Annotated in this window: 28 protein-coding genes; 21 read left to right on the forward strand and 7 right to left on the reverse strand. The window is 63.8% G+C overall.

Translation table 11 applies throughout. The features are described from left to right. Positions 1 to 5: 5 nt before the first annotated feature. Positions 6 to 1,685: an amidohydrolase gene (locus EN804_RS06585; RefSeq protein ID WP_135918955.1), complete on the reverse strand. Its 1,680-nt coding sequence runs from the start codon at positions 1,683 to 1,685 to the stop codon at positions 6 to 8. Positions 1,686 to 1,946: 261 nt separating this feature from the next. Here EN804_RS06585 and EN804_RS06590 point away from each other — a divergent pair, with 261 nt between their 5' ends. The 4 genes from EN804_RS06590 to EN804_RS06605 all read left to right on the forward strand — a co-directional run bounded on the left by EN804_RS06590 (position 1,947) and on the right by EN804_RS06605 (position 5,603). After that, the gene (locus tag EN804_RS06590; protein ID WP_127275702.1) at positions 1,947 to 2,600 is read left to right on the forward strand and encodes a TetR/AcrR family transcriptional regulator; all 654 of its coding nucleotides are present in this window, start codon (positions 1,947 to 1,949) and stop codon (positions 2,598 to 2,600) included. Between the two features lie 23 nt (positions 2,601 to 2,623). Further along, a complete protein-coding gene (locus EN804_RS06595) occupies positions 2,624 to 3,655 on the forward strand; it encodes a histone deacetylase family protein (RefSeq protein ID WP_135918956.1) in 1,032 nt (343 codons plus the stop codon). A gap of 470 nt (positions 3,656 to 4,125) precedes the next feature. Then, positions 4,126 to 4,836 carry a helix-turn-helix transcriptional regulator gene (locus tag EN804_RS06600; protein ID WP_135865545.1) on the forward strand — a complete coding sequence of 237 codons (711 nt, stop codon included), beginning with the start codon at positions 4,126 to 4,128 and terminating at the stop codon, positions 4,834 to 4,836. Continuing rightward, the gene (locus EN804_RS06605) at positions 4,833 to 5,603 is read left to right on the forward strand and encodes a helix-turn-helix transcriptional regulator (protein WP_135918957.1); all 771 of its coding nucleotides are present in this window, start codon (positions 4,833 to 4,835) and stop codon (positions 5,601 to 5,603) included. Before EN804_RS06600 ends, EN804_RS06605 begins: the two co-directional genes overlap by 4 nt. On the opposite strand, the gene EN804_RS06610 is transcribed toward EN804_RS06605, so the two are convergent. From EN804_RS06610 to motA, 6 genes are read right to left on the reverse strand one after another with little or no spacing between them, the layout of a single operon-like run. After that, the gene (locus tag EN804_RS06610; protein WP_127275706.1) at positions 5,593 to 6,027 is read right to left on the reverse strand and encodes a hypothetical protein; all 435 of its coding nucleotides are present in this window, start codon (positions 6,025 to 6,027) and stop codon (positions 5,593 to 5,595) included. The genes EN804_RS06605 and EN804_RS06610 overlap by 11 nt on opposite strands. Next, a complete protein-coding gene (gene flhB, locus EN804_RS06615; protein WP_135918958.1) occupies positions 6,024 to 7,106 on the reverse strand; it encodes a flagellar biosynthesis protein FlhB in 1,083 nt (360 codons plus the stop codon). Before flhB ends, EN804_RS06610 begins: the two co-directional genes overlap by 4 nt. 3 nt (positions 7,107 to 7,109) lie before the next feature. Next, a complete protein-coding gene (locus EN804_RS06620) occupies positions 7,110 to 8,123 on the reverse strand; it encodes a flagellar motor switch protein FliG (protein WP_127275708.1) in 1,014 nt (337 codons plus the stop codon). Between the two features lie 43 nt (positions 8,124 to 8,166). Beyond that, positions 8,167 to 8,553 carry a flagellar motor switch protein FliN gene (gene fliN / locus EN804_RS06625; RefSeq protein WP_127275709.1) on the reverse strand — a complete coding sequence of 129 codons (387 nt, stop codon included), beginning with the start codon at positions 8,551 to 8,553 and terminating at the stop codon, positions 8,167 to 8,169. A gap of 17 nt (positions 8,554 to 8,570) precedes the next feature. Continuing rightward, positions 8,571 to 9,518, reverse strand: a complete 948-nt coding sequence (locus EN804_RS06630; protein WP_127275710.1) for a FliM/FliN family flagellar motor switch protein — start codon at positions 9,516 to 9,518, stop codon at positions 8,571 to 8,573. 32 nt (positions 9,519 to 9,550) lie between these two features. Beyond that, positions 9,551 to 10,426, reverse strand: coding sequence for a flagellar motor stator protein MotA (gene motA, locus EN804_RS06635; RefSeq protein WP_015315920.1), 876 nt, complete (start codon positions 10,424 to 10,426; stop codon positions 9,551 to 9,553). Between the two features lie 157 nt (positions 10,427 to 10,583). On the opposite strand from motA, the gene EN804_RS06640 reads away from it, so the two are divergent. The 17 genes from EN804_RS06640 (at position 10,584) to fliF (ending at position 25,410) form a co-directional block, all read left to right on the forward strand. Continuing rightward, on the forward strand, positions 10,584 to 11,705 hold the full coding sequence (locus EN804_RS06640) for a DUF1217 domain-containing protein (RefSeq protein ID WP_135918959.1): 1,122 nt from the start codon (positions 10,584 to 10,586) through the stop codon (positions 11,703 to 11,705). A 2-nt stretch (positions 11,706 to 11,707) separates the two neighbouring features. After that, positions 11,708 to 12,433 (forward strand): flagellar basal-body rod protein FlgF, encoded by a 726-nt coding sequence (flgF, locus tag EN804_RS06645; RefSeq protein ID WP_135918960.1) that lies wholly within the window; start codon positions 11,708 to 11,710, stop codon positions 12,431 to 12,433. 1 nt (position 12,434) lies between these two features. Beyond that, complete coding sequence (gene fliI, locus EN804_RS06650) at positions 12,435 to 13,835, forward strand: flagellar protein export ATPase FliI (protein WP_135918961.1); 1,401 nt, start codon at positions 12,435 to 12,437, stop codon at positions 13,833 to 13,835. Next, positions 13,816 to 14,649 carry a hypothetical protein gene (locus EN804_RS06655; RefSeq protein WP_127275713.1) on the forward strand — a complete coding sequence of 278 codons (834 nt, stop codon included), beginning with the start codon at positions 13,816 to 13,818 and terminating at the stop codon, positions 14,647 to 14,649. The genes fliI and EN804_RS06655 overlap by 20 nt, the downstream gene beginning before the upstream one ends. Before the next feature lie 154 nt (positions 14,650 to 14,803). Continuing rightward, the gene (gene flgB / locus EN804_RS06660) at positions 14,804 to 15,184 is read left to right on the forward strand and encodes a flagellar basal body rod protein FlgB (protein WP_127275714.1); all 381 of its coding nucleotides are present in this window, start codon (positions 14,804 to 14,806) and stop codon (positions 15,182 to 15,184) included. Between the two features lie 2 nt (positions 15,185 to 15,186). Continuing rightward, positions 15,187 to 15,603, forward strand: a complete 417-nt coding sequence (gene flgC, locus EN804_RS06665; RefSeq protein WP_127275715.1) for a flagellar basal body rod protein FlgC — start codon at positions 15,187 to 15,189, stop codon at positions 15,601 to 15,603. After that, positions 15,600 to 15,923, forward strand: coding sequence for a flagellar hook-basal body complex protein FliE (locus tag EN804_RS06670; protein ID WP_189343701.1), 324 nt, complete (start codon positions 15,600 to 15,602; stop codon positions 15,921 to 15,923). The genes flgC and EN804_RS06670 overlap by 4 nt, the downstream gene beginning before the upstream one ends. Positions 15,924 to 15,933: 10 nt before the next feature. Then, on the forward strand, positions 15,934 to 16,722 hold the full coding sequence (gene flgG, locus EN804_RS06675; protein WP_135918962.1) for a flagellar basal-body rod protein FlgG: 789 nt from the start codon (positions 15,934 to 15,936) through the stop codon (positions 16,720 to 16,722). A 6-nt stretch (positions 16,723 to 16,728) separates the two neighbouring features. Further along, positions 16,729 to 17,277, forward strand: coding sequence for a flagellar basal body P-ring formation chaperone FlgA (flgA, locus tag EN804_RS06680; protein WP_135865557.1), 549 nt, complete (start codon positions 16,729 to 16,731; stop codon positions 17,275 to 17,277). Further along, positions 17,274 to 18,515 carry a flagellar basal body P-ring protein FlgI gene (locus tag EN804_RS06685; RefSeq protein ID WP_135881286.1) on the forward strand — a complete coding sequence of 414 codons (1,242 nt, stop codon included), beginning with the start codon at positions 17,274 to 17,276 and terminating at the stop codon, positions 18,513 to 18,515. The genes flgA and EN804_RS06685 overlap by 4 nt, the downstream gene beginning before the upstream one ends. A 2-nt stretch (positions 18,516 to 18,517) precedes the next feature. Beyond that, positions 18,518 to 19,099, forward strand: coding sequence for a MotE family protein (locus EN804_RS06690; protein WP_189524457.1), 582 nt, complete (start codon positions 18,518 to 18,520; stop codon positions 19,097 to 19,099). Next, positions 19,096 to 19,800, forward strand: a complete 705-nt coding sequence (gene flgH / locus EN804_RS06695; RefSeq protein ID WP_127281130.1) for a flagellar basal body L-ring protein FlgH — start codon at positions 19,096 to 19,098, stop codon at positions 19,798 to 19,800. The genes EN804_RS06690 and flgH overlap by 4 nt, the downstream gene beginning before the upstream one ends. A gap of 35 nt (positions 19,801 to 19,835) precedes the next feature. Then, a complete protein-coding gene (locus EN804_RS06700; protein ID WP_135918964.1) occupies positions 19,836 to 20,330 on the forward strand; it encodes a flagellar basal body-associated FliL family protein in 495 nt (164 codons plus the stop codon). Further along, positions 20,327 to 21,058 (forward strand): flagellar type III secretion system pore protein FliP, encoded by a 732-nt coding sequence (gene fliP, locus EN804_RS06705; protein ID WP_027144757.1) that lies wholly within the window; start codon positions 20,327 to 20,329, stop codon positions 21,056 to 21,058. Before EN804_RS06700 ends, fliP begins: the two co-directional genes overlap by 4 nt. 242 nt (positions 21,059 to 21,300) lie before the next feature. Beyond that, positions 21,301 to 22,287: a flagellin gene (locus EN804_RS06710; protein ID WP_127869874.1), complete on the forward strand. Its 987-nt coding sequence runs from the start codon at positions 21,301 to 21,303 to the stop codon at positions 22,285 to 22,287. A gap of 277 nt (positions 22,288 to 22,564) precedes the next feature. Further along, the gene (locus tag EN804_RS06715) at positions 22,565 to 23,629 is read left to right on the forward strand and encodes a flagellin (RefSeq protein ID WP_127277944.1); all 1,065 of its coding nucleotides are present in this window, start codon (positions 22,565 to 22,567) and stop codon (positions 23,627 to 23,629) included. A gap of 131 nt (positions 23,630 to 23,760) precedes the next feature. After that, positions 23,761 to 25,410 carry a flagellar basal-body MS-ring/collar protein FliF gene (gene fliF, locus EN804_RS06720; protein WP_135865559.1) on the forward strand — a complete coding sequence of 550 codons (1,650 nt, stop codon included), beginning with the start codon at positions 23,761 to 23,763 and terminating at the stop codon, positions 25,408 to 25,410. Positions 25,411 to 25,412: the final 2 nt, after the last annotated feature.

Consider the following 25,412-nt stretch of genomic DNA (forward strand, 5'->3'; position numbering starts at 1 on the left):
CATTGTCAGGCCTGATAGGTGATCTTGCCGCCGCAGATCGTCGTCACCGGCCGCAGCTTGTGCAGATCGGCCGGCGCCGTCTTCTCGATATCGGCCGACAGCACCACCAGATCCGCCATGTAGCCTGATTTCAGCATGCCCTTGCGGTGCTCGGCGAATTCCGCGTAGGCGCCCTCGACCGTGTAGGCGGCGATCGATTCATGCAGCGAGAAGCTCTGGTCCGGGTCGCTTTCTGCCCACGGTTTGCGCAGCACTGCCGCCTTGATGCCCAGGATCGGATCGATCGGCGATACCGGCCAGTCCGACGCGAACACGACATGGGCGCCGGCATCCTTCAACGTCCGCCAGGCATAGCTGAGCGGCCAGCGGGCCGGCCCGATGCGCGACACTGTCGGCTCCAGCGGAAAATCCATGGCGCCGGGCGGATGCGGCGGCTGCATGGAAGCGATGACGCCGAGTTCGGCAAAACGTGGTACGTCCGCGGTGGTGGTAACCTCGATATGTTCGACGCGATGCCGGCTGTCACGCTTGCCATTGGCCTTCTGCGCCGCCTCGTAGCCGTCGAGCACGGCGCGCACCGCGCCGTCACCGATCGAGTGCACCGCGATCTGCAGCCCGCGCCTGTCGATGGCGACTGCCAGATCGATGAACTGCTGCGGCGTGAACAATGGCTCGCCGACCCAGTCGGGCCGATCGGCATAAGGCTCGATCATGACCGCCGTCCAGGAATCGAGCACTCCGTCGTAGAACACCTTGACCATGCCCGATGACAGCCACTCGCTGTCGTAGCGTTCGGCCATGACGGAGGCCTTGCCGAGCATGTCGAGCGTCATGAAATTCTTGTAGTGGAAAGGCATCCGCACGCGGCATGGCAGGCCTTCCTCGGCCTCGATCTCGGCCAGCAGTTCGAGCTGGTAGAGGTTGCCGTCCATGTTCTGGATCGAGGTGATGCCGTGGCGCGCGCACCAGGCAAGCCCGCGCCGCATGATGTCGCGGTCGAAAGCCCGTTCTTCCGCCGACGGCATCGGGTCGGGCTCGCCGCCAGTCGCCAGGCCCAGCCGCACGCGGCCTTCGCCGGCAAGGTCGAGAACCGGGCCGAAGGCCTCGCCTTCGCGCAATTCGCCCGCTGCCAGGCCATCGTCGCCCATGACGATCTCATTGCCCGGCCCAAGCGTGCGCCCATTGAGGATGCCGGCCAGTTCAAGCGCCTTGGTGTTGGCCCACATCGTATGGTGGTCGGGGGCGGCCATGACGAAAGGCCGGTCCGGCAGGATCGCATCGAGATGGTGACGCGTCACCCGCTCGTCGTCGAGCACGGTGTAGTCGACGCTCTGGCCAACCAGCATCCGCGCGTCGGGGTGCGTCGCTGCATAGTCGCGGATCGCCTTCTGCAGCGCCTCGAACCCATGCACGCCAGCCAGTTGCAGATGGGCGAGCTCGGCGGCGCCGGAAAACAGATGCATGTGGGCTTCGATGAAGCCGGGCAGGACTGATCCGCCAAGCGCATCGATGACCTTGGTAGCCGGTCCCTTGAACTCTTCGATAGAGGTGCTGCTGCCGATGGCGATGATGGCGCCGTCCTTGACGGCAACGGCTTCGGCGGCGGGATTGTCATTGTCCATGGTCAGCACACGACCGTTGAGGACAATCAGATCCGCACTATGACCCGCACCCGTGACCGACATCGCGACTCCGCGCTTTTGACGACTGACTGAGACCGGCAAAGCTCGTGCCCAACGACCCGCCACACCACGGAGCGTGGGCTATCGGACAACGAATGATGCCGGCGCGCTGTCTTCGAGATTCCCCTTGTTATCCCGAGAGACAGTGTGGATAAAAGAATGCGACTGATTATTCGCGTTTGTCAACATGCCGGATTTAGAATGTATTGTGGACAGCACGCTCCGCCTGTGTTGGGACCAGGCGGGGAACGAGGGCATCAAGCAGTGAAGCGCAGTCTCGACCGCAAAACCAGGATAGCGCTTGAACCGCGCAAGCAGCCGCGGCAACAACGGTCCAGCAAGGTGGTCGACAGGATTCTCGACGCCGCGCTGATCCTGACGCGGGAGCAAGGAACCAAGACGCCGACGACGCTCGCCATCGCGCAGCGCGCCGGCCTGTCGGTCGGTTCGGTCTACCAGTACTTTCCCAACAAGGAAGCCATTCTTCTGGACCTCGCCAGGCGCTGGCTGTCATCCTTTCCCGAAGTGATCGCGCGGCGCATCAAGGTCGCCCCGCCGACCAACCGGGAAGAGTTTCGGCGTGAAGTGCGCAAGCTCTTCATCGACACCTCGAAGCTCTACCTCGAAAACGCCACCCTGATGCCGGTGATCGAGGCCATTTCGGGCAACGCCGACCTGCGGCCGATCCAGAACGAATATGACGACCAGATCATCGCCCTCTACGCCGCATGGCTGCGGCATGTGAACCCGGCCCTTGAAGACAAGATCGCCAGCCGGCTCGGCGTGCTGATGATGGAGGTCGGGCACGTCTGCCGCCTTGTGGGGCTGAAAAAAGATCGCAGGACGTTCGACCTCATCGAGGACGATGTGGAAGTCATGTGGCTCGCCTTGGTGACCCCCTATCTCAATCTTGATTAATTTCGCATTTCGAGAGGAACCTTATGAAGACTGTCTATTCGCCGCTTCACGCCGGCCATGCCGGCCAGATGGAACTGGTTACCTCAGCCATCGTGCCCGGCTTCGAAAAGCCCTCGCGGGCGGAGTTCATCAAGGCGCGGGTCGAAAGCGAGAAGCTCGGCGCGATCATCGCACCGGTCGAGCACGACCTTGCCGCGGCCAAGCGCGTCCACAGGTCAGACTATATCGACTTCCTGCCGACCGTCTGGCCGCAATGGATCGCCGAGGGCCACACGGGTACGGCGATGCCCTTCACCTGGCCGACGCGCGGCCTGCGTGGCGACGTGCCGCCCAAGCGCATCGACGCCCTGCTCGGCTATTATTCCTTCGACGGCGGCGCCACCTTCGTCGAGGGCACCTGGGCCGCGATCAAATCATCCTATGACGTGGCGCGGACCGCCGCCGGCCTGGTCAAGGACGGCGAGAGAGCGGCCTTTGCGCTCTGCCGACCGCCCGGCCACCATGCCGGGGCCGGCTTCATGGGCGGCTACTGCTACATCAACAACGCGGCGGTCGCCGCGCAATGGTTCCGCGACCAGGGCGCCAAACGCGTCTCGATCCTCGACGTCGACTATCACCACGGCAACGGGACGCAGGAGATCTTCTATGACCGCGCCGACGTGCAGGTGATCAACCTGCACGGCGATCCGATGGTCGAGTACCCGTTCTTCCTCGGCCATGCCGACGAGCGTGGCGCCGGCGCCGGCGAAGGCTTCAATATCAACTATCCCATGCCGTTCGGCACCGGCTGGGACGCCTGGAACGCCTCACTGGAAGACGCCTGCGCCAGGCTCGCCGCCTACGCGCCCGACATCGTCGTCGTCTCGCTCGGCGTCGACACTTTCGAGAAGGACCCGATCAGCCAGTTCAAGCTGAAAAGCCCGGACTATCCCAAGATCGGCCGGCGCATCGCCAAGCTCGGCCTGCCGACGCTGTTCGTCCAGGAAGGCGGCTATGCCGTCGAGGAGATCGGCATCAATGCCGTCGGCGTGCTGACCGGCTTCGAGGACCGGTAGACCGTCGTCCAGGGAACGCAGCCGGCTGCGCGGAAGACGGACAAAGGAAGGGTGGCGTCAGCCGCCCTTTTTTGCATCCACCGGCACCCCATGAGGCCATCGCAAACGCCATGGCCGGCCCGTGCGGCTCGAGGTTCCCGCCATGGAAAGGCACGGAAACCGGCCGCTGAGTCGCAGGCAGAGTCCCCCAGATTCGATTTTGTCAAATCGCGTTTGATGTCAGATTCATCTGCGGGTAGATTAGACCCGAATCAGCCGGTCCTCGGGGGGCGCGGCGACCACCCAAAGTCTCACGTTCCGGATTTTTCCGGCGCCAGACGCGGACGTCTTCGCGTTCCCTGAATGGATTCCGTCTGGTTGGGCGCGGCCCCGCGCCTCGTGTGTGTCTCGTAAAAGTAACGCGTTTTCGAGTTCGGCGGCTGGCTCTCCAGCAACCGGACATCAGAACCGATTCCGGCCAAAAGCAGCAGATGAGCAGTCCCGCCGCGCCTCTTCAATCCGACACATTAGGCTCGCGCCTGACGTCGCGCGGTGATCTCACCAGCTTCTTCATGGAGCTGACCGCCGAGATCGGCGCCGACAGCTACATGCTAGTCGCCATCGTCCATGACCAGGACCGCAACGATGCGCGTATTGTCTCCTCGAACTGGATCTTCGACGTCATCGAGCTGATCGGCAAGCGGCTGATCGCCGGCCTTGCCCAGGGACCGCTCACCGCGGCACCCGGTATCCGTCCGACACCGCTGGTGGCGGCCCAGGCGCCGGAGGCCGACGGGCTGGTCTCGGGCGAAGAAGCCCGGCTCCTCGACGTGCTCGGCCATGCCGAGATCTATTCACTGCGGCTGAATGTCGGCCGTCAGCGCCTGTTCGCCTTGTTCTCGGCGGCGGCCGCCGGCCGGATCGACCAGCCGGCGCTGATGAGGGCGCAGCTGAAATGCTGCTACGCGCTCTCGCATATTCCGCAGTTGATCGCCGCCGCCGCCATGCAGGATCCGCTGTCGGACCGCGAGCGCGAATGCCTGTTCTGGGTTTCGGAAGGCAAGACCACCGACGAGGTGGCGGTCATCCTTGGCGTCTCCTCCAACACTGTCAACAGCTACATCACCCACGCCATCCAGAAATTCGCGGCCTCGAACCGTGCGATGGCCATCGCCACGGCGATCAGGAGTGGCATCATTTGAAACACGCCGACATCAAGGACACCGCGGAAGCCCTTTTCAACGAGCAGCGCAGCCCTTTCGGCGCCTTTTCGCTTGGCTCCGAAACGCATCACGCCGTCACCATTCCCGATGCGGTGCGCCGCTGCCGCTGGATATCAGTCGACATCAACGCCTCGGCCTTCGGCCTGTTCTTCGTCAGCCCGTCGCCCGAGCGCGCCCGGCTGGTCCCGTGCTTTGATTCCGATTATCCCGGCACCGCGGTGGCGACGAAGTTCATTTCGGGCGCCAATGGCGAGGAGATCGTGCGCCATAGCCGGATTTCGACCGAGCCGCGCTGGTGGACGGATGATGGCGTGGCGGCCATGGCCGGCATGTTCGGCAGTCTCGCCTGGACCGGACAGATGGCGCCGCTGACACCCGGATCGAGCGGCATTGCCTTTCCCGTCCATGCCGATCGCGGCCAATGCGGGCTCGTCGTCTTCCTGGGATCGGAGATCGCGCTGCCGTCGGATGCGCTCTACGAAATCCACGCTCGCTGCTTCTCGCTGTTCGCCGCCGTCGCGCGCATGCGTCCGGGCGATGCCGGCAGAATGCGCTCGATCTCCAAGCGCGAGCTCGAATGCCTGAAGCTGACCGCCAACGGCAACACCAGCGAGGAGATCGCGCGGCTGCTGAAACTATCGGTGCATACCGCCAACCAATACCTCACCCAGTCGACCCAGAAGCTCAATGCCGTCAACCGCAACCAGGCGGTCGCCAAGGCGCTGCGGCTGGGGCTTATCGAGTAAGAGCTTCGACCTTGCGGATGCGGGCCTGTTCAATCACAGCCTCCAGCAGCGCCGTATTATGCTGGGGGTCTTCGCCCGGTTTTTCAAACGACACGTAGTTGACCACGACCGTGTTGCCGGTCTCGCTCAGCGTCAGCTGGAAATAGACGGTCACGCCGGGTGGCCTGAGCTCCAGGTCGAGCACGATGCGCGGGCTGCCGCTCCAGTCGACATGCGCTTCGCCGCCATGGCCGAGCCTCAGCGTACCCGGCATGAAGAACAGCTCCGCCGCTGAATCGACCAGATCCGACAGGCAGGCGAAATGCTCCAGCCGGATGAAGGCGATATAGTCGGCGACGTCGATCAGTCTGAGTTCCACCACCACCTGTTCGATGGCGCTGGCGACGATGATCTCGCGGGATTTTGCGTGCGGTTGGCGGTTCATGAAATCTGTCTGCGCTCAGCCTTTTTCGAGTAGACGATCCGCACCAGTTCGGCGACGGCCTGGTAGAATTGTGACGGGATCACATTATCGACCGAAACTTGCTTGTACATGGAGCGGGCGAGCGCCACGTCCTCGAAGATCGGGATGTTATGTTCCTTGGCGATTTCGCGAATTTTGAGCGCCACGAGATCCTGCCCCTTCGCCACCACCAGCGGCGCCCAATCCTCGTCGCGCACATATTTCAGCGCGATCGAGAAGTGGGTCGGGTTGGCGATGACAAGCGTCGCGCGCGGCACCGCCGTCATCATCCGCTTGCGCGCCCGGTCGCGGGCCAATGAACGCAGCCGCGACTTGACGATCGGGTCGCCCTCTGACTGCTTGAACTCGTCCTTGACCTCCTGCTTGCTCATGCGCAGGTCCTGCCTCCAGTGGAAGCGCGACCAGACGATGTCGACCGCTGCGATCAGTCCCATGACGAAGACGATCGCCACCAGTATGTCGACGGCGATGCCGCGGATGACGAGGCCGAAAGCGACCGGATTGGTGATCATCCCGGCAAGCAGCTTGCGGTGGTCCTCCGACAGCGTGAAGGCGAGCACGGCGATGGCAAAACCGACTTTTGCAAGGGACTTCAGGAATTCGACCCAGCCCTGGGCGCCGAACATCCGGTTCCAGCCCTTGACGATCGAGATGCGTGACATCTGCGGCCTGATCCGCTCGCCGACGAATTGCGGCATGTTCTGCAGCACCGAGGCGCCGATCCCGGCAACGGTCAGCAGCACCAGCAGGCTGAGCACGGCGCGGCCGACTTCCAGCATGACGATCTTGTAGAGGTCGATGACATCGGTCTCGGTGTCCATCGGCCAGGCCTCGGGCTTCTCGAGAAACATCGACAGGAACATGCCGAGCTCGACGATGGCGTCCTTGGCATAGAAGACGGTAAACACCAGTATGGCGACAAAGGAGGCCAGGATCGCGGTTTCCCTCGAATGGGGCAACTTGCCCTGTTCGATGGTGTCGCGGATCTTCTTTTCCGTCGCCTCTTCGGTTTTCGAATCCTTGTCGACGGCGTCGGACATGCCTTAGGCGGCGTTCTGCGTCGAGGGAAGTTCGAATGCGCCTTCGCGCGACAGCCGGATGGTGGTGGTCACGATCGTCTTGCGTGCCGCCATGATGTCGGCGGCGGGGACACCCTCCGACCCTTGCCCGAGTTCGGCCTCGATCATGCGCCGGGAGCGGGCGCCGATCGCCGACAGCACCGCTTCGGCCAGTGCCGCCGACGTGCCGCGCAGCGCCAGCGTGACAAGCTCGGTCGACAGCCCGTCGAACAAAAGCACGCGCGCCTTCTGGGTGAGCAGCGGCAGGTCGTCGAAAGCGAACAGCCGGGCCCGAACACCGTCGAGGTCGGGCGTGCCGGCGGCTTCGAGATCCTGCATGACCTCGTCGAGCAGGGGCTTTTCCAACTCGTTGAGCACGCTGGCGACGCGCGCCTGCCCGGCCGACGTGTCCTTGGTCGAGGTGTCCGACAGCACGCTGGCGCGCAGCCTGTTCTCGACGATCCTGGTGGCGGCGGCCGGAACGTTGGCCATCGTCACCATGCGCTTGATGATTTCGCCGCGCATTGGCTTCGTCAGCGTCAAAAGCACGCTTGCCGCCGCCTGCGGCGCCAGTTTCGACAGCACCATGGCCGCCGTCTGCGGATGTTCGCCCGCGAGGAAGGCGCCGAGCCGCGCGGGTTCGAGCTTTTCGAGATCGGGCCAGATCGGCGGCGGCCCTTCGGGCGCAGCCTCCGGTTTCTTGTTGCCCATGATGGCGCTCATCTCTTCGGGCGAGAGCGACTCGTTGAGGATGGTGTCCATCCTGTCGGCGGAATCGAGCAGGCCCGCGCCTTCGGTGAATTCGGCCTCGAATTCGGCGACGATACGCTCGAGATCGCTCTGTGGAATGGTCCTGAGCAGCCGGGCGCCCTCGATCAGCGCCTTCAGCTCTTCCTGCTTGAAGAATTTCAGCAGGCGGCTGGCGGACGGTTTGCCCATCGCCACCAGTATGGCGGCCGCCTTCTGTGCGCGTGTCAGGGTCGTCAGCGGCGTTGTCATGCCTTTCGCCTCCGCTGCCATCGGCAAGCCCTGCCAGCCATGTCTAGGCGCCCTTCGTGCCGGCGATGATTTCGGTCAGCCTGATGCCGAAGCGCGAAGGGTCGCTTTCGAGCACGGTGATCTCGCCGCGCGCTATCTTGCGGCCATTCACCACGACATCGACCGGTTCGCCGATGCGGCGGTTGAGCGCGACCGTCGAACCCTTCTGCAGCGCCATCAGATCGGCAACCGCCATCTCGGTGCTGCCGAGGATGATCTGGACATCGACGGGGATATTCATGATGACGCTGGAATTGGCCGATGCCGCGGCCCTGGCTGCCATCTCGGGGCGCTGCTCTTCCTCATGCAGGACCCCGCGCAATTCCTCGATGGCGCGATCGAGTTGCTCGTCCGGCTGATCGAGCTCTGGTTCTACCTTGGTCTTGGCCATGCGTCGTCTCCAAAAGCTCAGGCGCGCCCGGCACCGGCCGGCATGAGCCCATCGATGAAATCCTGCCCGGCATCGAAAGGATGCCTGATTCGGACGGTGTAATTCTGCCCCAGTTTGCCGAACTCGCATACGAACAGCGTCTGGCCGCGCGCGCCGAGGCGAGCCCGTGATTGCGCCGTCTCATCGAAATCGATGACCTGGCCCACTTCGAGATTGGCGAGGTCCCCAAGCGTCAGCCGCGTCAGCGGCATGGTGGCTTCGAGCGCCACGGTCGAGCGCATCACCTCTTCCGAAAAGCGAGCCCGCCAGCTGGTGCCGTGATCGTCTTCGCTGACGCCGGCCGTACCGTCGCGGCCGGCCAGCACGATACGCTGCGGCATCATCACCGTGATCGAGCCGCTGTCGACCGGCGTCGAGATGCCGAGGACGATGCGGATCGCGGCGCCGTCGCGCAACACGTGCCGCCTGGCCTCGAGGCCCGACATTGCGCGCGGCGCAGGCAGCCGCAGTTCGAGCGAGCGCTGCCCCGATCCGTTCAGCGCCTGCGCAACCTCCTGGAACACCATGGACGAGACATCGGCTTCGATCTGCGACAGGTCGCGCTCGATCGGCGACACCGGCATGTCCGGGTCGCCGCCGAACAGCGTCGAGACGATGATCGCGATCGCGGCAGCGTCGATGACGAGGGTCATCGCATCGGAGGATGCCGGTGAGCCGACAACGGTCATGGCGAACGTCTCGCCGGCGCGCGAACGCGCCTCGGGGACACGGCTGATTTCCACGGTCCTGAGGTCGACGCTCACGGGAGTTCCAAGCTCGCTCGAGAGCGCCTTCTGCAGCAGCGGTACGGCCCGTTCGGCCATGGCGCGGCCGGCGTCGATGACCTGGTCGGCCTCGCCGCTGTCGCCGACCAGGCGCTCGATGATCAGCGAACGCGCTTGCGAGGGGCTGCCCGGACTCGTCATGACAGTTTTGGCACCGGTCTGTCGCGCATCGCTCAGGCGGCCTTCTTCTCGGCGCTGCCGGTGTTCATCGTGCTCTGCTCGACGGCGTCGATGGTCGGCCGCTCATAGGAGGAGATGGTCTTGCGGCCGAACTCGATCGCCACCTGCGGCAGCGCGCCGTTCATGTAGGCGAGCAGCGTCTGCTTGACGATGATGTAGAGGCGGTTCTTCTTCTCGCGCACCGTCTTGATCTTGGTGGCGACAGGCCCGACCACCGCATAGGACAGGAAGATGCCGAGGAAGGTGCCGACCAGCGCGGCGCCGATCAGGCCGCCGAGGATTTCCGGCGACTGGTCGAGCGCTCCCATCGCCTTGACCACGCCGAGCACAGCGGCGACGATGCCGAGCGCCGGCAGGCCGTCGCCCACCGCGACCAGCGCGTGATAGGCCTTCATCTTGTCGGACTTGATGGTCTGGATTTCCTCGTCCATCAGCGCCTCGATCTCGTGCGAGCGGGCATTGCCGATGATGATGATGCGGCAGTAGTCGCAGATGAAATTCATCAGGTCGTGATTCTTGAGCACGGTCGGAAAGGCCTGGAAGATCGCCGACTCCTCCGGATTGTCGATATGTGCCTCGACCTCGCTGCGCGACTTGGAGCGCAGCTCGCGCATCAGGCTGTGCAGCACGCCAAGCGTTTCCAGATAGTCCTGCTCCTTCGGCACAGCCTGCTTGAAAGCTTCGAGAATGCCCTTGCCGGTATCCTTGACCGTCTTCATCGGATTGGCGACCAGGAAGGTGCCGAGCGCGGCGCCGCAGATGACCACGGCTTCCCATGGCTGCACCAGCACGTGCAGATGCCCGCCCATGGCCATGAAGCCGCCAAGGACGCAGCCGAGCGTCACCACAAGTCCAATCAGAATGCCCACGACCGGTCCTTCCGCATTTCACGTCGGACAAGGGATAGCCCCCGTGCCTTGTGTGAGGCTTGAATCGGAGCCGCCATGGGGCCGAATGTTGGCGATTCAGTTTCGCGCAAGGAAGTGCGCTTATTGTGCTGGCATAGCTTCGGCCGGAGGCGCGTCCTTGCTCAGTACCTATACCAGCTACCAGTTGATCACCAAAGACATCAACAAGTCGATCGACCGTATCGAGCAACAGCCGACGGTCGATCGCGATACCAAATATTATCTCGCCAACATCACCAAGGTGAAATCGATCGACGATTTCGTCAACAACGACCGCTTGTTCAAATATGCCATGAAGGCCTACGGGCTGGGGGACATGGACTACGCCAAGGCGTTCATGGTCAAGGCGCTCAAGGAAGGCGTTTCCAATCCCAACAGTTTCGCCAACAAGCTCACCGACAAGCGCTACGCCGCGTTCGTCACCGCCTTCAACTTCGCCGCCAACGGTGCCGATGCGACCATCTACAACAAGGCGCAGCAGCTGGTGGCGAAGAACTACGCCACGCAGGCGCAAATCGCCGGCCTCGATCCGAATTCCGCCTATGTGAAGGGCGAGACGACCTACTATCTTGCCAACATCACCAAGGTGAAGTCGGTCGACGATCTGATGTCGAACAGCCGGCTCTACACCTACGCGCTGGCGGCGTACGGCCTCGATTCGGCGACGGAGAACAAGGACCTTATCAAGCAGGTCCTGCAGGGTGGCGTGCGCGACCCCAACAGTGTCGCCAACAAGCAGACGAACCCGGCTTACGCGGGACTGGCCACGGCCCTTAACTTCGAACAATACGGCGAAAATGCCACCACCATCAATCCGGCGCAGCAGCCGACCGTCGACAAATACATGCGCCAGACGCTGGAAGAGGATGCCGGCCAAACCAATGAGGGCGTGCGGCTGGCCCTCTATTTCAACCGTAAGGCGCCCGATATCACCAGTTGGTACGACGTGTTGGCCGACACCGCGCTGGCCAGCGTGGTGCGCACCGCGCTGGGGCTGCCTGATTCCTTCGCCACCGCCGACATCGACAAGCAGGCGCAACTGTTCGAGCAGAAGCTCGACATCTCGGATTTCACGGATTCCGTGAAACTGAACAAGTTCCTGACCCGCTTCACCAGCATGTACGAGATCAACAACCCGACCTCGACGGCCGTGACATCGATCAGCGTGCTCTTCGCCAAACCGGTCACATCGGGCATCTCCACCGACCTGATGATGGCCATGCAGAAACTGAAGTTCTGATCATGCGAGACAGTCTTTACGTCGCCCTCTCCGCGCAGATGGCCCTCGAGCGGCGGCTCGATACGATCGCCGACAATGTCGCCAACGCCAGCACCGTCGGCTTTCGCGCCACCGGCGTGAAATTCGAGGATGTGGTGTCGGGTGCAGGGCAGAAGTCGGTATCGTTCGCTTCCTCCGGCAAGACCTATCTGTCGGGGGCTCACGGCGCCATGACAGAAACCGGCAACCCATTCGATTTCGCCATCCAGGGCGACGCCTGGTTCGCCATCGACACGCCGGCCGGCACCGTCATGACTCGCGACGGCCGCTTCTCCATGAACGAGAATGGCGAGCTGATGTCGGTCGAGGGCCACCCGGTGCTCGACGCCGGCGGCGCGCCGATCCAGCTCGATCCCCGCAACGGCCCGCCCAAGGCGGGCGCCGACGGCTCGCTGCGCCAGAACGAACAGCTCGTCGGCTCGATCGGCCTCTACAATTTCGACCCGGGCCAGAATTTCGTGCGCTACGGCAATTCCGGCATTGTGCCCGCACGCACGCCCGAACCGGTCACCGACCGTTCCGATGTCGGCATAGCGCAAGGTTTCGTCGAGGAATCCAACGTCAATCCGGTGCTGGAAATGACCCGGCTGATCATGGTCCAGCGCGCCTTCGAGAACACCGCCGCGATGATGCGGCAGACCGATTCCTCCACCGATGAGGCGATAAAGACGCTCGGCTCGAAGTCGTAGCATGTCGTCAGAGCAGCCATCCATCCGCGCACCCGAAAGACAGCTCCAGCCGGCGCCGAAAGATCGGCTTGCCGCTTTGGAGCGGGTCATCAGACGCTTCGGCGATAGCGACGGGCTGGTCAAGCGCGGCGGCCTCGTCACCGAAGTCACGCCCACGCACTACAAGGTGCGCGGCCTTTCCGATTTCACCAGGCTGGGCGACATTGTCGAACAGCGCGGCCAGGCCGGCGCGCGTCGCGGCGAGATCGTCAAGATCAGCCGTGACGAGGTTGTGATCGCCCCCTTCGAACGCAGTGCCGATGCCGGCATCGGCGATGCCGTGTTCCGCCGGGGTCCGCTCGCGGTGGCGCCGCATGCCTCGTGGCGCGGCCGCGCCATCGACGCGCTCACCCGGGTGATCGATGGTGGTCCGCCCTTGATGAGGGGCGACGACATGGCGGCGATAGCCGCGACGCCCGGCGCCATGGCGCGGCAGCGTGTCGGCACAGCCTTCATGACCGGTGTCAAGGTCATCGACATTTTCACGCCACTCTGCTTTGGCCAGCGCATGGGCGTTTTCGCCGGCTCCGGCGTCGGCAAGTCGACGCTGTTAGCCATGCTCGCCGGCGCCGACGCGTTCGACACCGTCGTCGTGGCGCTGATCGGGGAACGTGGCCGCGAGGTCCGCGAATTCCTCGAGGACACGATCGGCGACAGCATGGCCAAGACCGTCGCCGTCGTCGCCACCAGCGACGAGAGCGCCATGATGCGCCGGCGCGCGCCCGACACCGCCATGCGTGTGGCCGAGCATTTTCGCGACCAGGGCCACCGTGTGCTTCTGGTGCTGGATTCGATCACCCGCTTCGCTCACGCGCTGCGCGAGGTGGCGACGGGAACCGGCGAGCCGCCGGTCGCGCGCGGCTATCCCGCCTCGGTCTTCACCGAACTGCCCAAGCTGCTCGAGCGCGCCGGCCCCGGGGCCGAAGGTAAAGGCTCTATAACCGCCATCATTTCCGTGCTGGTCGACGGCGACGACCACAATGATCCGGTCGCCGATTCCGTGCGCGGCATTCTCGACGGCCATGTCGTGCTCGACCGCGCGATCGCCGAACAGGGCCGCTATCCGCCCGTCAATCCGCTGTCGTCCATATCGCGGCTGGCAGGCAAGGCCTGGAGCATCGAGCAGCGAGCCCTGGTGACGCGGCTGAAGTCGATGATCTCCCGCTTCGAGGACACCCGCGACATCCGCCTGCTCGGCGCCTATCAGGGCGGCGTCGACGCCGAACTCGACATGGCGGTGCGCCAGGTGCCCCTGATCTATGAGGCGCTGACGCAATCACCCAGGGACCGTCCGTCCGCCGATCCGTTCTCCGACCTTGCCCGCCATCTCAAGGGAAAGCAGAATGTCGAACCAGGAGACTGAACGCCAGTACACGGAGCGCCTCCTGAACGAGATGATCGCCGAGGCGAACGCCGCGGAGCAGGCTCGAGCGGAGGAGGCCAGGGTCGCCAAAGCAAACGCCGCCGGCGCCATTGCTGCCAGGACCGCGGCTGTTCTGGCCAGGGCCGTCAAACCGGCTCTCCCCAGATCCGAACCTGTTCTGGGCCGGACCGCCCTTTCCTCAACGCATGTGGCTCCCGGCGTCGATGCTCCGGAGATGATGCAGGCCAGCCGCGAATTGCTGATCGAAGACCTTTTTCCGGTCGCCGAATGGCCGCAACCGCCAAAGGCGCAATTTCCAAAATTGCGAAAGAAGGCGGACCGTCGCAGCGACGTCGTCATCGCCGCGCTCGGCATCACGCTCGGCCTGATCTGCGCTCTGTTTCCCTGGTACATTTTCTTCAACCAGGACCAGTTCGGCGTCCAGGCGATCAAGTTCGGCGGCACCGGCACCAATTCAGGACGCGTGGGCGGCGGCGTGGTCGCGGCACGCAGCGCGCCGCTGACCGCCAAGGACGTTCCCAACGCAGGTGTCGACCTGCTCGCCACCGGCGCGGTGCAGGACGATGCCAAAACGGAGCCGCCCGGCGACCAGCCCTTCCCCGCCGATATCGCGAAGTTCCGCATGGTCCATGTCGCCAACGGCCGCGCCATGATCGAGGACGACACCGGCCTGTGGATGGTCCAACGCGGTTCAACGCTGCCGGATTCCAGCAAGGTCTCGGCGATCGAACAGCGCAACGGCAAATGGGTCATGCTCACCAGCGCCAACCAGGTGATCGAGCTTTCCAGGTAAGGCCGTCTCGGCCTTGCCCAGAGCCGGATCCAAGATAGAGCAGCATATCGTCCGAAAACCGCTTCACACTTTTCGGCATCCTGCTCTAGCGACCGTCCGCAAGGTCCACGCAAGACTGGCGGCCTAGTCTTTGGGCACATGCCCGGAGATTCCCATGGAGCCTGTTTCCCTTTTCGATCTCGCCGCCAAGCAAGCGCAGTGGCTGTCCGTGCGTCAGTCGGCCGTGGCCGGCAACATCGCCAATGCCAACACGCCGGGCTACACGGCAAACGATGTCGAGCCTTTCGAGAAGGTGCTCGACCGTACCGCGGTGTCGCTTGAGATCACCGAGCCCGGCCATCTTGGCAGCGCTGCCACCAATGCCGGCTTCGCCATCAAGCCGCAGGAAGACGACGGCGTGATCTTGCCGTCCAAGAACACGGTCGTGCTTGAAGACCAGCTTCTCAAGGCCGGCGAAGTGCGCCGCTCCTTCGAGCTCAACACGGCAATCGTCAAGGCATTCCATTCAATGATGATGATGGCGGTGAAGAGCTGACCATGGACGCGCTGACCGCAGCCCTCAAAGTCGCAGCATCAGGCCTCGGCGCCCAGTCCGAGCGCTTGCGCGTGGTTTCGGAAAACCTCGCCAACGCCCAGTCGACGGGAACCACGCCGGGCGCCGACCCTTATCGCCGCAAGACCATCAGCTTCGTCTCCGAACTCGACCGGGCCTCCGGCAGCTCGACCGTTGAGGTGAACTCGATCGACCGCGACCCGAGCGACTTTCCCGTCGAATTCCAGCCCGGCAACGAGGCCGCCGACGACAAGGGCTATGTCAAGATGCCCAATGTGAACGTGCTGATCGAAATGGCCGACATGACCGAGGCCAACCGCTCCTACGAGGCCAACCTGCAAGTCGTGAAGCAGGCGCGCGACCTCATTTCAATGACCATCGACCTGATGAGGAACCAATGATCGTCAACGGCATCGGCGCGCTTAACCTGAAGCCTGGGCTGGGCGACACGGCTACCGACCTGCTGCAGGGTGGCGTTGCGCCGGCGGCATCGGGAAACCTCGGCACCTCCTTTGCCGAGGCGGTGAGCCAGGCAGCCTCCAAGACCGTCAGCACCATGCAGAATGCCGAGCAGGTGTCGCTGCAGGCGCTCAAGGGCGACGCCGACACCCGCCAGGTGGTCGATGCCGTGATGAGCGCCCAGCAGGCGTTGCAGACCGCCGTTGCTATCCGCGACAAGGTCGTTTCGGCCTATCTCGAAGTCAGTCGTATGGGCATCTGAGGAGCAGGCCATGAAAGCACTCGCCATCGCCGCCACCGGCATGAATGCCCAGCAGACCAATCTGGAAGTCATCGCCAACAACATCGCCAACATCAACACCACCGGCTACAAGCGCGCGCGCGCCGAATTCTCCGACCTGCTCTACCAGGTCGATCGCACGCAAGGTGTGCCGAACCGTTCCAACGCCTCGCTGGTGCCGGAAGGCGTTTCGATCGGTCTCGGCGTCAAGACGACCGCCGTGCGCAACGTCCACACACAGGGCGAACTGACCAGCACCGGCAACAGTTTCGACATGGCGCTCACCGGCAGGGGCTGGTTCCAGATCGAAGGTGCCGATGGCGGCACGCTCTATACGCGCGCCGGCGCCTTCAACACCAACGCCACCGGCCAGCTGGTGACGGTCGACGGCGCCAACGTCATTCCGGCCATCACCGTGCCGACTGATGCGGTCGAGGTCATCGTCAACAAGACCGGCCAGGTCTTTGCCCGCATCGACGGTCAGACCGACCTGCAGAATCTCGGCCAGCTCCAGATCGTCAACTTCGCCAACGAGGCAGGCCTGGCACCGCTCGGCGACAATCTGTTCCAGGAAACGACAGCCTCCGGTCCCGCCAATGTCGGCGTGCCCGGCGATCCAGGCTTCGCCACCATCCAGCAAGGCTATCTCGAGGCTTCCAACGTCGATCCGGTCAAGGAAATCACCGAGCTGATCTCGGCGCAGCGCGCCTATGAGATGAATTCCAAGGTCATCCAGGCCGCCGACGACATGGCCTCCGTTGTGTCCAAGAACATCAGGTAACGGATGATGGCCATGCCGATCTCCCGCTCCGCATTCCGCCGCGCCGCGCTGACCCTTGCGCTGGTGGCCGGCGGCATGCCGGCTTTCGCCCAGGAATCGACGAGTCAATCGGCAAGCCAATCGACGGGCCAGTCGGCCAACCAGATTGCCACCAATCAGCCCGCCGGCGAGGTCGTGCTGATTCCCAACCGCGTCATCTATCCCGGTGAGACCATCGAACTCGCCGCGCTGAAACAGGTCACCCTCATCACGGGCAAGCACAAGCCCGATGCGGTAGCGACCCGTTCCGAGGAACTCCAGGGCAAGATCGCCAAGCGCACGCTGCTGCCGGGCCGCTACATTCCTTCCGCCGCCATCCGCGAGGCCTGGCTGGTCGAACAGGGTGCGGCCGTGCAGGTCTTCTTCGTCGCCGGCGGGCTGACGATCACGGCCACCGCCGTGACCTTGCAACCGGGCTCGGCCGGCGACTTCATCAAGGTTCGCAACAGCGACAGCGGCAAGATCCTCTCCGGCACGGTGATGGCCGACGGCACCATCCAGGTCGGCGCTTCATGATGCGGCCGTTTGCCCTTCTGCTCGCGGCGGCACTTGGCCTGCAGCCGGTGCTGGCCGATGGCTTAACGCCCAAGGCCAAGCGCGAGCTCGCCGCCAGGAATGGCGGTGTCTACGACGATCCGGAATATGATCCGGCCACCACCACGCGCATGTTCCGCGTGTCGCCCGGGCCGAGTTCGCTGCCGCCAGGCCAGGTCGCCTCGCGCATCAAGGACATCGCGCAGCTGCAGAGCTCGCGCGACAACCAGCTCGTCGGCTACGGCCTCGTCATCGGGCTCGCCGGATCCGGCGACAGCCTGCGCAACTCGCCGTTCACCGAACAGTCGATCCGCGCCATGCTCGAAAATCTCGGCATCGCCACCGAAGGCGGCAGCGCGCGCGCCAAGAACGTCGCCGCCGTCATCGTCACCGCCAACATGCCACCCTATGTGCAGTCGGGCGCACGCATCGACATCGACGTCTCCTCGATGGGCGACGCCACCTCGCTTGCCGGCGGCACGCTGATCATGACGCCGCTCAAGGCGGCGGACGGCGAGATTTACGCCGTCGGCCAGGGCGCGGTCATCGTTTCCGGTTTCACCGCGCAGGGCCAGGCCGAGCAGTTGACGCAAGGCGTGCCGACCGCCGGCCGCGTGCCGAACGGCGCCATCGTCGAGCGGCAGGTGAAGGCCGAATTCGACGACCAGTCGACGCTGACGCTGCAATTGCGCAATCCAGATTTTTCGACCGCCATCCGCATCGCCGATGCGATCAACGACTACACCGCCCAGCGCTTCGGCATGCGCGTGGCGGCCGAGCGCGATTCCCGCACCGTGCAGATCAGGCGGCCGAAGAGCGTGTCGGCGGCCCGCTTCTATGCCGAGATTGAGAATCTGGTGGTCGAGTCCGACACGCCGGCTCGCGTCGTCATCGACGAGCGCACCGGAACCATCGTCATCGGCAACGACGTCAAGATCTCGCGTGTCGCCATCAGCCACGGCACGCTGACGGTGCGCATCACGGAAGCGCCGCGCGTCGTGCAGCCGGAACCCTTCTCCAAGGGTGAAACCGCCGTCGAGCCGTTCACCGCCATCGATGCCAGCCGGCCCGACGCCCGCGTTGCCGTGCTCGATGGACCCGACCTGCAAACCCTCGTTTCCGGCCTCAATCGTCTCGGCGTCAAGCCGGACGGCATCATTGCCATCCTGCAAGGCATCAAGTCGGCCGGCGCCCTGCAAGCCGATCTGGTTCTCCAATAGCGATGCCGATGATCTCCTCCCTCTCGTCCCGTGAAAGACGCCGCTCCCGCATCTTCCTGTTGGCGGCCGCGATGGCGGCCATGCCTGTCCTTGGCGGCGCACACGCGGACGATGCCGTGCGGCAGGTTCTGCCCGGTGGGCAGCCCGCGGTCGCGCCGCAGCAATTGACGCGGGAGAAATCACCGGACCAAAGCGAGATAGAGCGCTTCTGTTCCAACATCGCCGATGCCGCCCGCGACCGCCGCTATGCCTTGCAGGCGGAGGAGTTGAAGCAGCTGCAGGCCGGCATTGACGAGCGCATGAAGGCGCTGGACGCAAAGAAAGCCGAATACGAGACCTGGCTGAAGCGGCGCGAAGTGTTCCTGGCCAGGGCCGAGGACGGCGTCGTCAAGATCTATGCCGGCATGAAGCCCGATGCGGCTGCCGAACGCCTGGCAATCGTCAATGCGGACCTCGCCGCGGCCATCCTGATGAAGCTCGATTCACGCAAGGCCGGCGTCATCCTCAACGAAATGGACCAGAAGGCGGCGGCGACGCTCACCGGCATCATGGCCAGCGCAGCCCGAAGGGTAGATCCGTCATGATCCGCAAAATGCTCATCCTGTGCGCGGCCGCAGCCTTGTCGGGCTGCGGAACCAACTTCAAGGAGATCGGCAGGGAACCGACCATGTCGCCGGTCGGGTCGGGCATCGGCAGCGACGGTGCAGCGCCCTACAGCTATCCTCAGCCGCCCGCCACGCCGGTCAAGAAGTTCTCTCTGTGGGACGATCGTCAGAGCCGGCTGTTCACCGATCCCAGGGCGCTGCGCGAAGGCGACATCCTGACCGTCAGGATCAAGCTCAACGACAAGGCCAACTTCAAGAACCAGAACGACAGGAGCCGGACTGCCGCGCGCAAGCTGGGCTATGACGTCACGCTGGGATGGGAAGGCAACAGCACGAGCGGCAAGGGCGACGCCGGCTTGAGCTCCAGCACCGAGACCAACGCCGACGGCGAAATCAAGCGCTCGGAGAACCTTGAGCTCAACGTCGCCGCCGTCGTCACCGAGGTCCTGCCCAACGGCAATTTGATGATCAGGGGTTCGCAGGAAGTGCGCGTCAACTACGAACTCAGGGTGCTCACCATCGCCGGCATGGTGCGTCCGTCGGACATCGGCGCGGAGAACACCATCTCCTATGAACGTATCGCCGAGGCGCGGATCTCCTATGGCGGCCGCGGTCGCGTCAGTGAGGTCCAGCAGCCGGCCTACGGCCAGCAGGTCCTCGACCAGGTTCTTCCGTTCTAGGTCTTGGCCTTCTGGGGATTGGAGAGCAAAGCACCGTGGCCAATATCGAACAGGTTCAGCCTCGCAAGGGTCCTTCCCTTGCCATCCAGGGCGCCATGCTGCTCGTGGTGACGGCCGCCGCCATCGGCATGGGCTGGATGTCAGGCGGCTATCTCAAAGGCGTCGGCGCACCATCATCGGTGCCTGTTGCGCCCGAAAATGAAAGCAAGGTCGCCCAGCCCGCCGCCACCCAACAGCCAGGCACGGGTCCAACGCTTGTCACACTGGCGCCGATCACCACCAATATCGCCTCGCCTGCCGATACATGGATCAGGATGGAAGTATCCGTGGTCTACGACGCGCCGCAGCCGCCGGCCATGGCGGAGGATATTCAACAGGATCTTCTGGCTTTCGTGCGCACCCTGAAAATGCACCAGATCGAAGGCGCCAGCGGCTACCAGCACCTGAAGGCCGATCTCGACGAACGCGCCTCGATCCGCAGTCAGGGGCACGTCAAACAGGTTCTTATCAGGACATTGCTGCTCGAATGAGAAAATTCCTTCTTGCCGCGGTACTGATCGGTGCCGCCACCTCCGTCGCGGCGGCCCAGCAGCTTGACCTCGGCGGCATCGGCAAGGCCGATGGCACCACCGTCGGCTACATCATTCAGATGTTCGGCCTGCTTACCGTCTTGTCGGTGGCGCCGGGGCTGCTGATCATGGTGACGAGCTTCACCCGCTTCGTCATCGCCTTCTCGATCCTGCGTGCCGGCATCGGCCTGCAATCGACGCCGGCGAACCTCATCCTCATTTCGCTGTCGCTGTTCATGACCTTCTATGTCATGGCGCCGACCTTCGACCAGGCGTGGAACACCGGCGTCAAGCCGTTGATGGACAATCAGATCAGCCAGACCGAGGCCTTCGAGAAGATTTCCGATCCCTTCCGCACCTTCATGCTGCACAATGTGCGCGACAAGGACTTCGACCTTTTCGCCGACCTCGCCCGCGAGCGCGGCCAGGTCGTTGCCAAGGAGACGGTCGACCTGCGCATCCTGGTGCCTGCCTTCATGATCTCCGAGATTCGCCGCGGCTTCGAGATCGGCTTCCTGATCGTGCTCCCATTCCTGGTCATCGACCTGATCGTGGCGACCATCACCATGGCGATGGGCATGATGATGCTGCCGCCAACAGTGGTGTCGCTGCCGTTCAAGATCCTGTTCTTCGTCCTTATCGACGGCTGGAACCTGCTCGTCGGCAGCCTGGTGCGCTCTTTCACCTGATCGTCCGCGCTCGACATCAGGCATCGCGCGCCCGAGGAATCGGACGGCGCGAGCATCATCGAATTTTCTCCGAATTATTTTCGATTAACCGTCCGATTTAGTCCTTTGGTAGGGACTCGCCGCCATAGTCGCTCGCAGATGGCGGGTGACCCAAACACAACGGTCATTGGCATGATGCCGCTCCGTCATACCGGACAAACCGGTATGCAAAAAACACCTGTAAAAACAAGGTACGAGTAGCCATGGCCAGTATCATGACCAACGCCGCAGCGTTGACCGCGCTGCAGAGCTTGAACGCCACCCAGAAGAGCCTCGACACCACCCAGTCCCGCATCTCGACGGGCTATCGCGTCTCCCAGGCTTCGGACAATGCCGCCTACTGGTCGATCGCCACCACGATGCGCTCCGACAACCAGGCCATGTCCACCGTTTCGGACTCGCTCGGCCTCGGCGCTTCGAAGGTCGACACCGCCTACACCGGCATGAACAGCGCGATCACCACCATCAACTCGATCCAGCAGAAGCTGACCGCGTCCTACGGTCAGACCGACGCCGCCAAGGAAAAGACCCAGGTCGAAATCGCCGCCCTTCAGGCACAGCTCAAGGGTTACGCCGACTCCGCCACCTTCTCCGGCACCAACATGCTGTCGGTGTCCACCGCCTCGGGCACGGCAGCCGACGTCAAGGTCGTTTCGGCTTTCAACCGCACCTCTGCCGGCGCGGTTTCGATCTCGACGATCGACGTCAAAGTCGAAAGCATCAAGCTCTATGACTCCGGCGCCGCGCCGACCGCCAAGGGTATCCTCGACACAGCCCGCCTTGGCACCACTGGCGCTGCAACCACCACAGCACAGGCCCCGACCCTTGGTGGCCCTATCGTTGCCGGCGATACCTATTCGGTCGCCAGCCTGGCCATCTTCTCAGGCACCACGGCCGCCAGCGACGCTCAGATCTCGCAGATGATGACCGTCGTCGACGCCGCGCTCAAGGACATGACGACCGCCGCTACCAAGCTCGGCGCCGCCAAGAGCTCCATCGACCTGCAGAAGACCTTCACGCAGAGCCTGATGGACTCCATCGATCGCGGCGTCGGCCAGCTCGTCGATGCCGACATGAACAAGGAATCGACCCGCCTCCAGGCTCTGCAGGTCCAGCAGCAGCTCGGCGTCCAGGCGCTGTCGATCGCCAACGGCTCCTCGCAGTCGATCCTGTCGCTCTTCCGCGGCTGATCCCTCTCGACCGACCAAACCAGGCAAACGGGCCGCGCCAAAAGCGCGGCCCGTTTTGCGTTTGCTCCAGCCCCGCGCAACCCTCGTTCCTTAACCCTCTGAAGCTGGCTTTTAACAGGCCATTAACCATAACGAGCTAGTCATGGTTAACCAATGACTACAACGGATTGCCGAATCGGCCCGATCGGGGTGGCGGCAATCCAGGGGCGGGTCGAGCGGCTCGCGAGGGCAACGCCGGTCTTTGAGAAAGACCGGTCTGAAAAAAGGAGCGAGTTTCTTGGCGAGCATCATGACAAACGCCGCGGCGTTGACCGCACTTCAAAGCCTTAACGCCACCAACAAGTCGCTCGAGCAGACCCAGGCCAGGATCTCGACCGGTTACAGGGTCTCCGAAGCATCCGACAACGCCGCCTACTGGTCGATCGCCACGACGATGCGCTCCGACAACCAGGCGCTGTCGACAGTGCAGGACGCGCTCGGCCTCGGCGCCTCGAAAGTGGACATTGCCTATACTGGCATGAACAATGCGCTGGATACGATCGGCAAGATCAAGACCAAGTTGCTTTCGACCATTGGCCAGACGGCAGCCGCCAAGGCAAAGACGCAGACCGAGATCACGACGCTTCAGGCGCAGATGAAGTCCTTCGCCGACGCCGCCACTTTTTCTGGTTCGAATTATCTTTCGGTGACGTCCAACGCCGCCAATGGTGGCGTCCAATCTGACGCCAAGATCGTCTCGTCCTTCAATCGCTCCTCCTCGGGCGCCATCTCGCTCGGAACGATCGACATCAATTTGGAGAGCACCAAGCTGTTCGATTCCGGCCTTCCTGCCGTCGTCAAGAACCAGGGCACGCTCGACCGCCAGACCTCGGTCTACTCCACCGCCGCCGCCCAGGCCTTGTACGACGCCGCCTATGCGACAGCACTCGCTGGCGGCGGCACGGACGCCGCCGCCAACACCGCTGGCCAGACCGCGGCCGCGGCGAGCACGGCCACGAAGATCGACAACGTCTCCGCGTTCAATCTCGACATCACCGCGGCCGGCGTGACCGACGACATCATCACCCAGATGATCGGCAAGATCGACAACGTCATGGCTCAGTTGACCGACCAGGCCACCATCCTCGGTTCGGCCAAGAGCAGCATCGATCTGCAGAAGACCTTCACGCAGAGCCTGATGGACTCCATCGACCGCGGCGTCGGCCAGCTCGTCGATGCCGACATGAACAAGGAATCGACCCGCCTCCAGGCGCTGCAGGTGCAGCAGCAGCTCGGCATCCAGTCGCTGTCTATCGCCAACAGCTCCTCGCAGTCGATCCTGTCGCTGTTCAAGAACGGCTAGTTCAGCCTTAGCCGACGGATACTTCGACTTCCAATTCACGGGCCGCGCCGCAAGCGCGGCCCGATTTCATTTTCGCACAAGCTTCGAGGCTTAGTGTTCCGGCGGACAGTCATGCTGGGAGTCGCTCAACCGTGCCGCAACAGATCCAGAGCATCATCTCGAATCTCCGCGGCTTTGGCGTCAGGCGCCTCGCCATGCTGGCGGGCATCGCTGTCCTGGTGATGGGCGTCATCGGCATTGCATCGGTCTACCTCAACCGCCCGGCCTATGACACGCTCTATGTCGGGCTCGACCGCTCCGACGTGAACCAGATCGGCCTCGTGCTGGGCGAGGCTGGCATCGGCTTCGACGTCGGCTCCGACGGAACCTCCGTGCTGGTGCCGGCCGGCACCACGGCGCAGGCCCGCATGCTGCTTGCCGAGAAGGGCCTGCCGACCAGCGCCAATGCCGGCTACGAGCTGTTCGACAATGTCGGCGCGATGGGCCTCACCTCCTTCATGCAGCAGATTACCCGCGTGCGTGCGCTCGAAGGCGAGATCGCCCGCACCATCCAGTCCATCGCCGGCATCAAGGCGGCACGCGTCCACATCGTCATGTCCGAGCGCGCCAATTTCCGCCGCGATGAACAGCAGCCATCCGCCTCGGTCGTCATTCGCTACTCCGGCATCGACGCGGAGAAGAGCGCCATGTCGATCCGCCACCTCGTCGCCGCCGCCGTCCCTGGCCTGTCGGCCGACAAGGTGACGGTGCTCGATTCCAACGGCAATCTGCTGGCCGCGGGCGATGATCCCTCCAACACCAGCGCCGCCCGCACACTCGGCGTCGAGCAGACCGTGGAGGCGCAGATCGGCGACAACATCCGCCGCGCGCTGACGCCCTATCTCGGGCCTGACAATTTCCGCGCCAGCGTCAAGGCCGACGTCAACACCGACACCCGCCAGACCGAAGAGACGATCTTCGATCCGGAGTCCCGCGTCGAACGCTCGGTGCAGTCGGTGCGCGCCAACGAGAACAGCAATCAGAAACAGGCCTCCACCCCGGCCAGCGTCGAGCAGAACCTGCCCGAGACCCAGGCGACCAGCACCGAGGGTCCGCAGACCTCCTCGGCGAACGACCGCAAGGAGGAAATCACCAATTACGAGATCAACTCCAAGAAGATCGCCACCGTCTCCAATGGCTACAGCGTCACCAAGATGTCGATCGCAGTCGTCGTCAACCAGGACCGGCTGAAGGCGATCCTGGGCAAGGACGCGACGCCCGACCAGATCGCCAAGCGCGTCGCCGAAATCCAGAAGATGGTGAGTTCCGCCACCGGCTTCGACGACAAGCGTGGCGACGTCATCGACGTCTCGGCGGTCGAGTTCATCGACGGGCTGGACGGCGAGGCGATCCCGCAGGGGGGAATGCTCGATTCCATCGGCCAGCATGCCGGCACGTTGATCAATGCCGGCGCCTTCATTGTCGTGGTGTTCCTGGTCGCCTTCTTCGGCTTGCGGCCGATGGCGGCCGCGCTGACGGCCAAGGCGACGCCCGCCATAGCAGGCCCCAATTTCGATGAAGTCCAACGCTCTCTGCCGACCCCGGAGGCAGCCGCTTCCGCCGATGCGGGTGCCGCCGTCGGCGCCTTGCCCGGCACGCGTGCCGGCGCCACCCCGCTCGACGATTTGCGCCAGAAGATCAGGCCGGCCCCGCAGGAGCGGCTTGCCCGCATGGTCGACATCAACGAGGAACGCACCGCGCAGATCCTGCGCAAATGGGCGGCCCAGGAAGTCGCGGCGTAGAC

Source organism: Mesorhizobium sp. M8A.F.Ca.ET.161.01.1.1 (assembly GCF_004792105.1).
Lineage (GTDB): Bacteria > Pseudomonadota > Alphaproteobacteria > Rhizobiales > Rhizobiaceae > Mesorhizobium.

Bases quoted from the DNA above. Each gene is read 5' to 3' on its own strand.
- EN804_RS06690 (WP_189524457.1), top strand. From the start codon at position 18,518: ATGCCGATGATCTCCTCCCTCTCGTCCCGTGAAAGACGCCGCTCCCGC.
- EN804_RS06655 (WP_127275713.1), top strand. From the start codon at position 13,816: ATGTCGAACCAGGAGACTGAACGCCAGTACACGGAGCGCCTCCTGAAC.
- flhB (WP_135918958.1), bottom strand. From the start codon at position 7,106: ATGTCCGACGCCGTCGACAAGGATTCGAAAACCGAAGAGGCGACGGAA.
- EN804_RS06610 (WP_127275706.1), bottom strand. From the start codon at position 6,027: ATGAACCGCCAACCGCACGCAAAATCCCGCGAGATCATCGTCGCCAGC.
- EN804_RS06630 (WP_127275710.1), bottom strand. From the start codon at position 9,518: ATGACGAGTCCGGGCAGCCCCTCGCAAGCGCGTTCGCTGATCATCGAG.
- flgC (WP_127275715.1), top strand. From the start codon at position 15,187: ATGGACGCGCTGACCGCAGCCCTCAAAGTCGCAGCATCAGGCCTCGGC.
- EN804_RS06685 (WP_135881286.1), top strand. From the start codon at position 17,274: ATGATGCGGCCGTTTGCCCTTCTGCTCGCGGCGGCACTTGGCCTGCAG.
- flgH (WP_127281130.1), top strand. From the start codon at position 19,096: ATGATCCGCAAAATGCTCATCCTGTGCGCGGCCGCAGCCTTGTCGGGC.
- EN804_RS06595 (WP_135918956.1), top strand. From the start codon at position 2,624: ATGAAGACTGTCTATTCGCCGCTTCACGCCGGCCATGCCGGCCAGATG.
- fliP (WP_027144757.1), top strand. From the start codon at position 20,327: ATGAGAAAATTCCTTCTTGCCGCGGTACTGATCGGTGCCGCCACCTCC.
- EN804_RS06620 (WP_127275708.1), bottom strand. From the start codon at position 8,123: ATGACAACGCCGCTGACGACCCTGACACGCGCACAGAAGGCGGCCGCC.
- EN804_RS06670 (WP_189343701.1), top strand. From the start codon at position 15,600: ATGATCGTCAACGGCATCGGCGCGCTTAACCTGAAGCCTGGGCTGGGC.
- EN804_RS06600 (WP_135865545.1), top strand. From the start codon at position 4,126: ATGAGCAGTCCCGCCGCGCCTCTTCAATCCGACACATTAGGCTCGCGC.
- flgB (WP_127275714.1), top strand. From the start codon at position 14,804: ATGGAGCCTGTTTCCCTTTTCGATCTCGCCGCCAAGCAAGCGCAGTGG.
- EN804_RS06585 (WP_135918955.1), bottom strand. From the start codon at position 1,685: ATGTCGGTCACGGGTGCGGGTCATAGTGCGGATCTGATTGTCCTCAAC.
- flgG (WP_135918962.1), top strand. From the start codon at position 15,934: ATGAAAGCACTCGCCATCGCCGCCACCGGCATGAATGCCCAGCAGACC.
- flgA (WP_135865557.1), top strand. From the start codon at position 16,729: ATGGCCATGCCGATCTCCCGCTCCGCATTCCGCCGCGCCGCGCTGACC.
- EN804_RS06710 (WP_127869874.1), top strand. From the start codon at position 21,301: ATGGCCAGTATCATGACCAACGCCGCAGCGTTGACCGCGCTGCAGAGC.
- fliN (WP_127275709.1), bottom strand. From the start codon at position 8,553: ATGGCCAAGACCAAGGTAGAACCAGAGCTCGATCAGCCGGACGAGCAA.
- flgF (WP_135918960.1), top strand. From the start codon at position 11,708: ATGCGAGACAGTCTTTACGTCGCCCTCTCCGCGCAGATGGCCCTCGAG.
- fliI (WP_135918961.1), top strand. From the start codon at position 12,435: ATGTCGTCAGAGCAGCCATCCATCCGCGCACCCGAAAGACAGCTCCAG.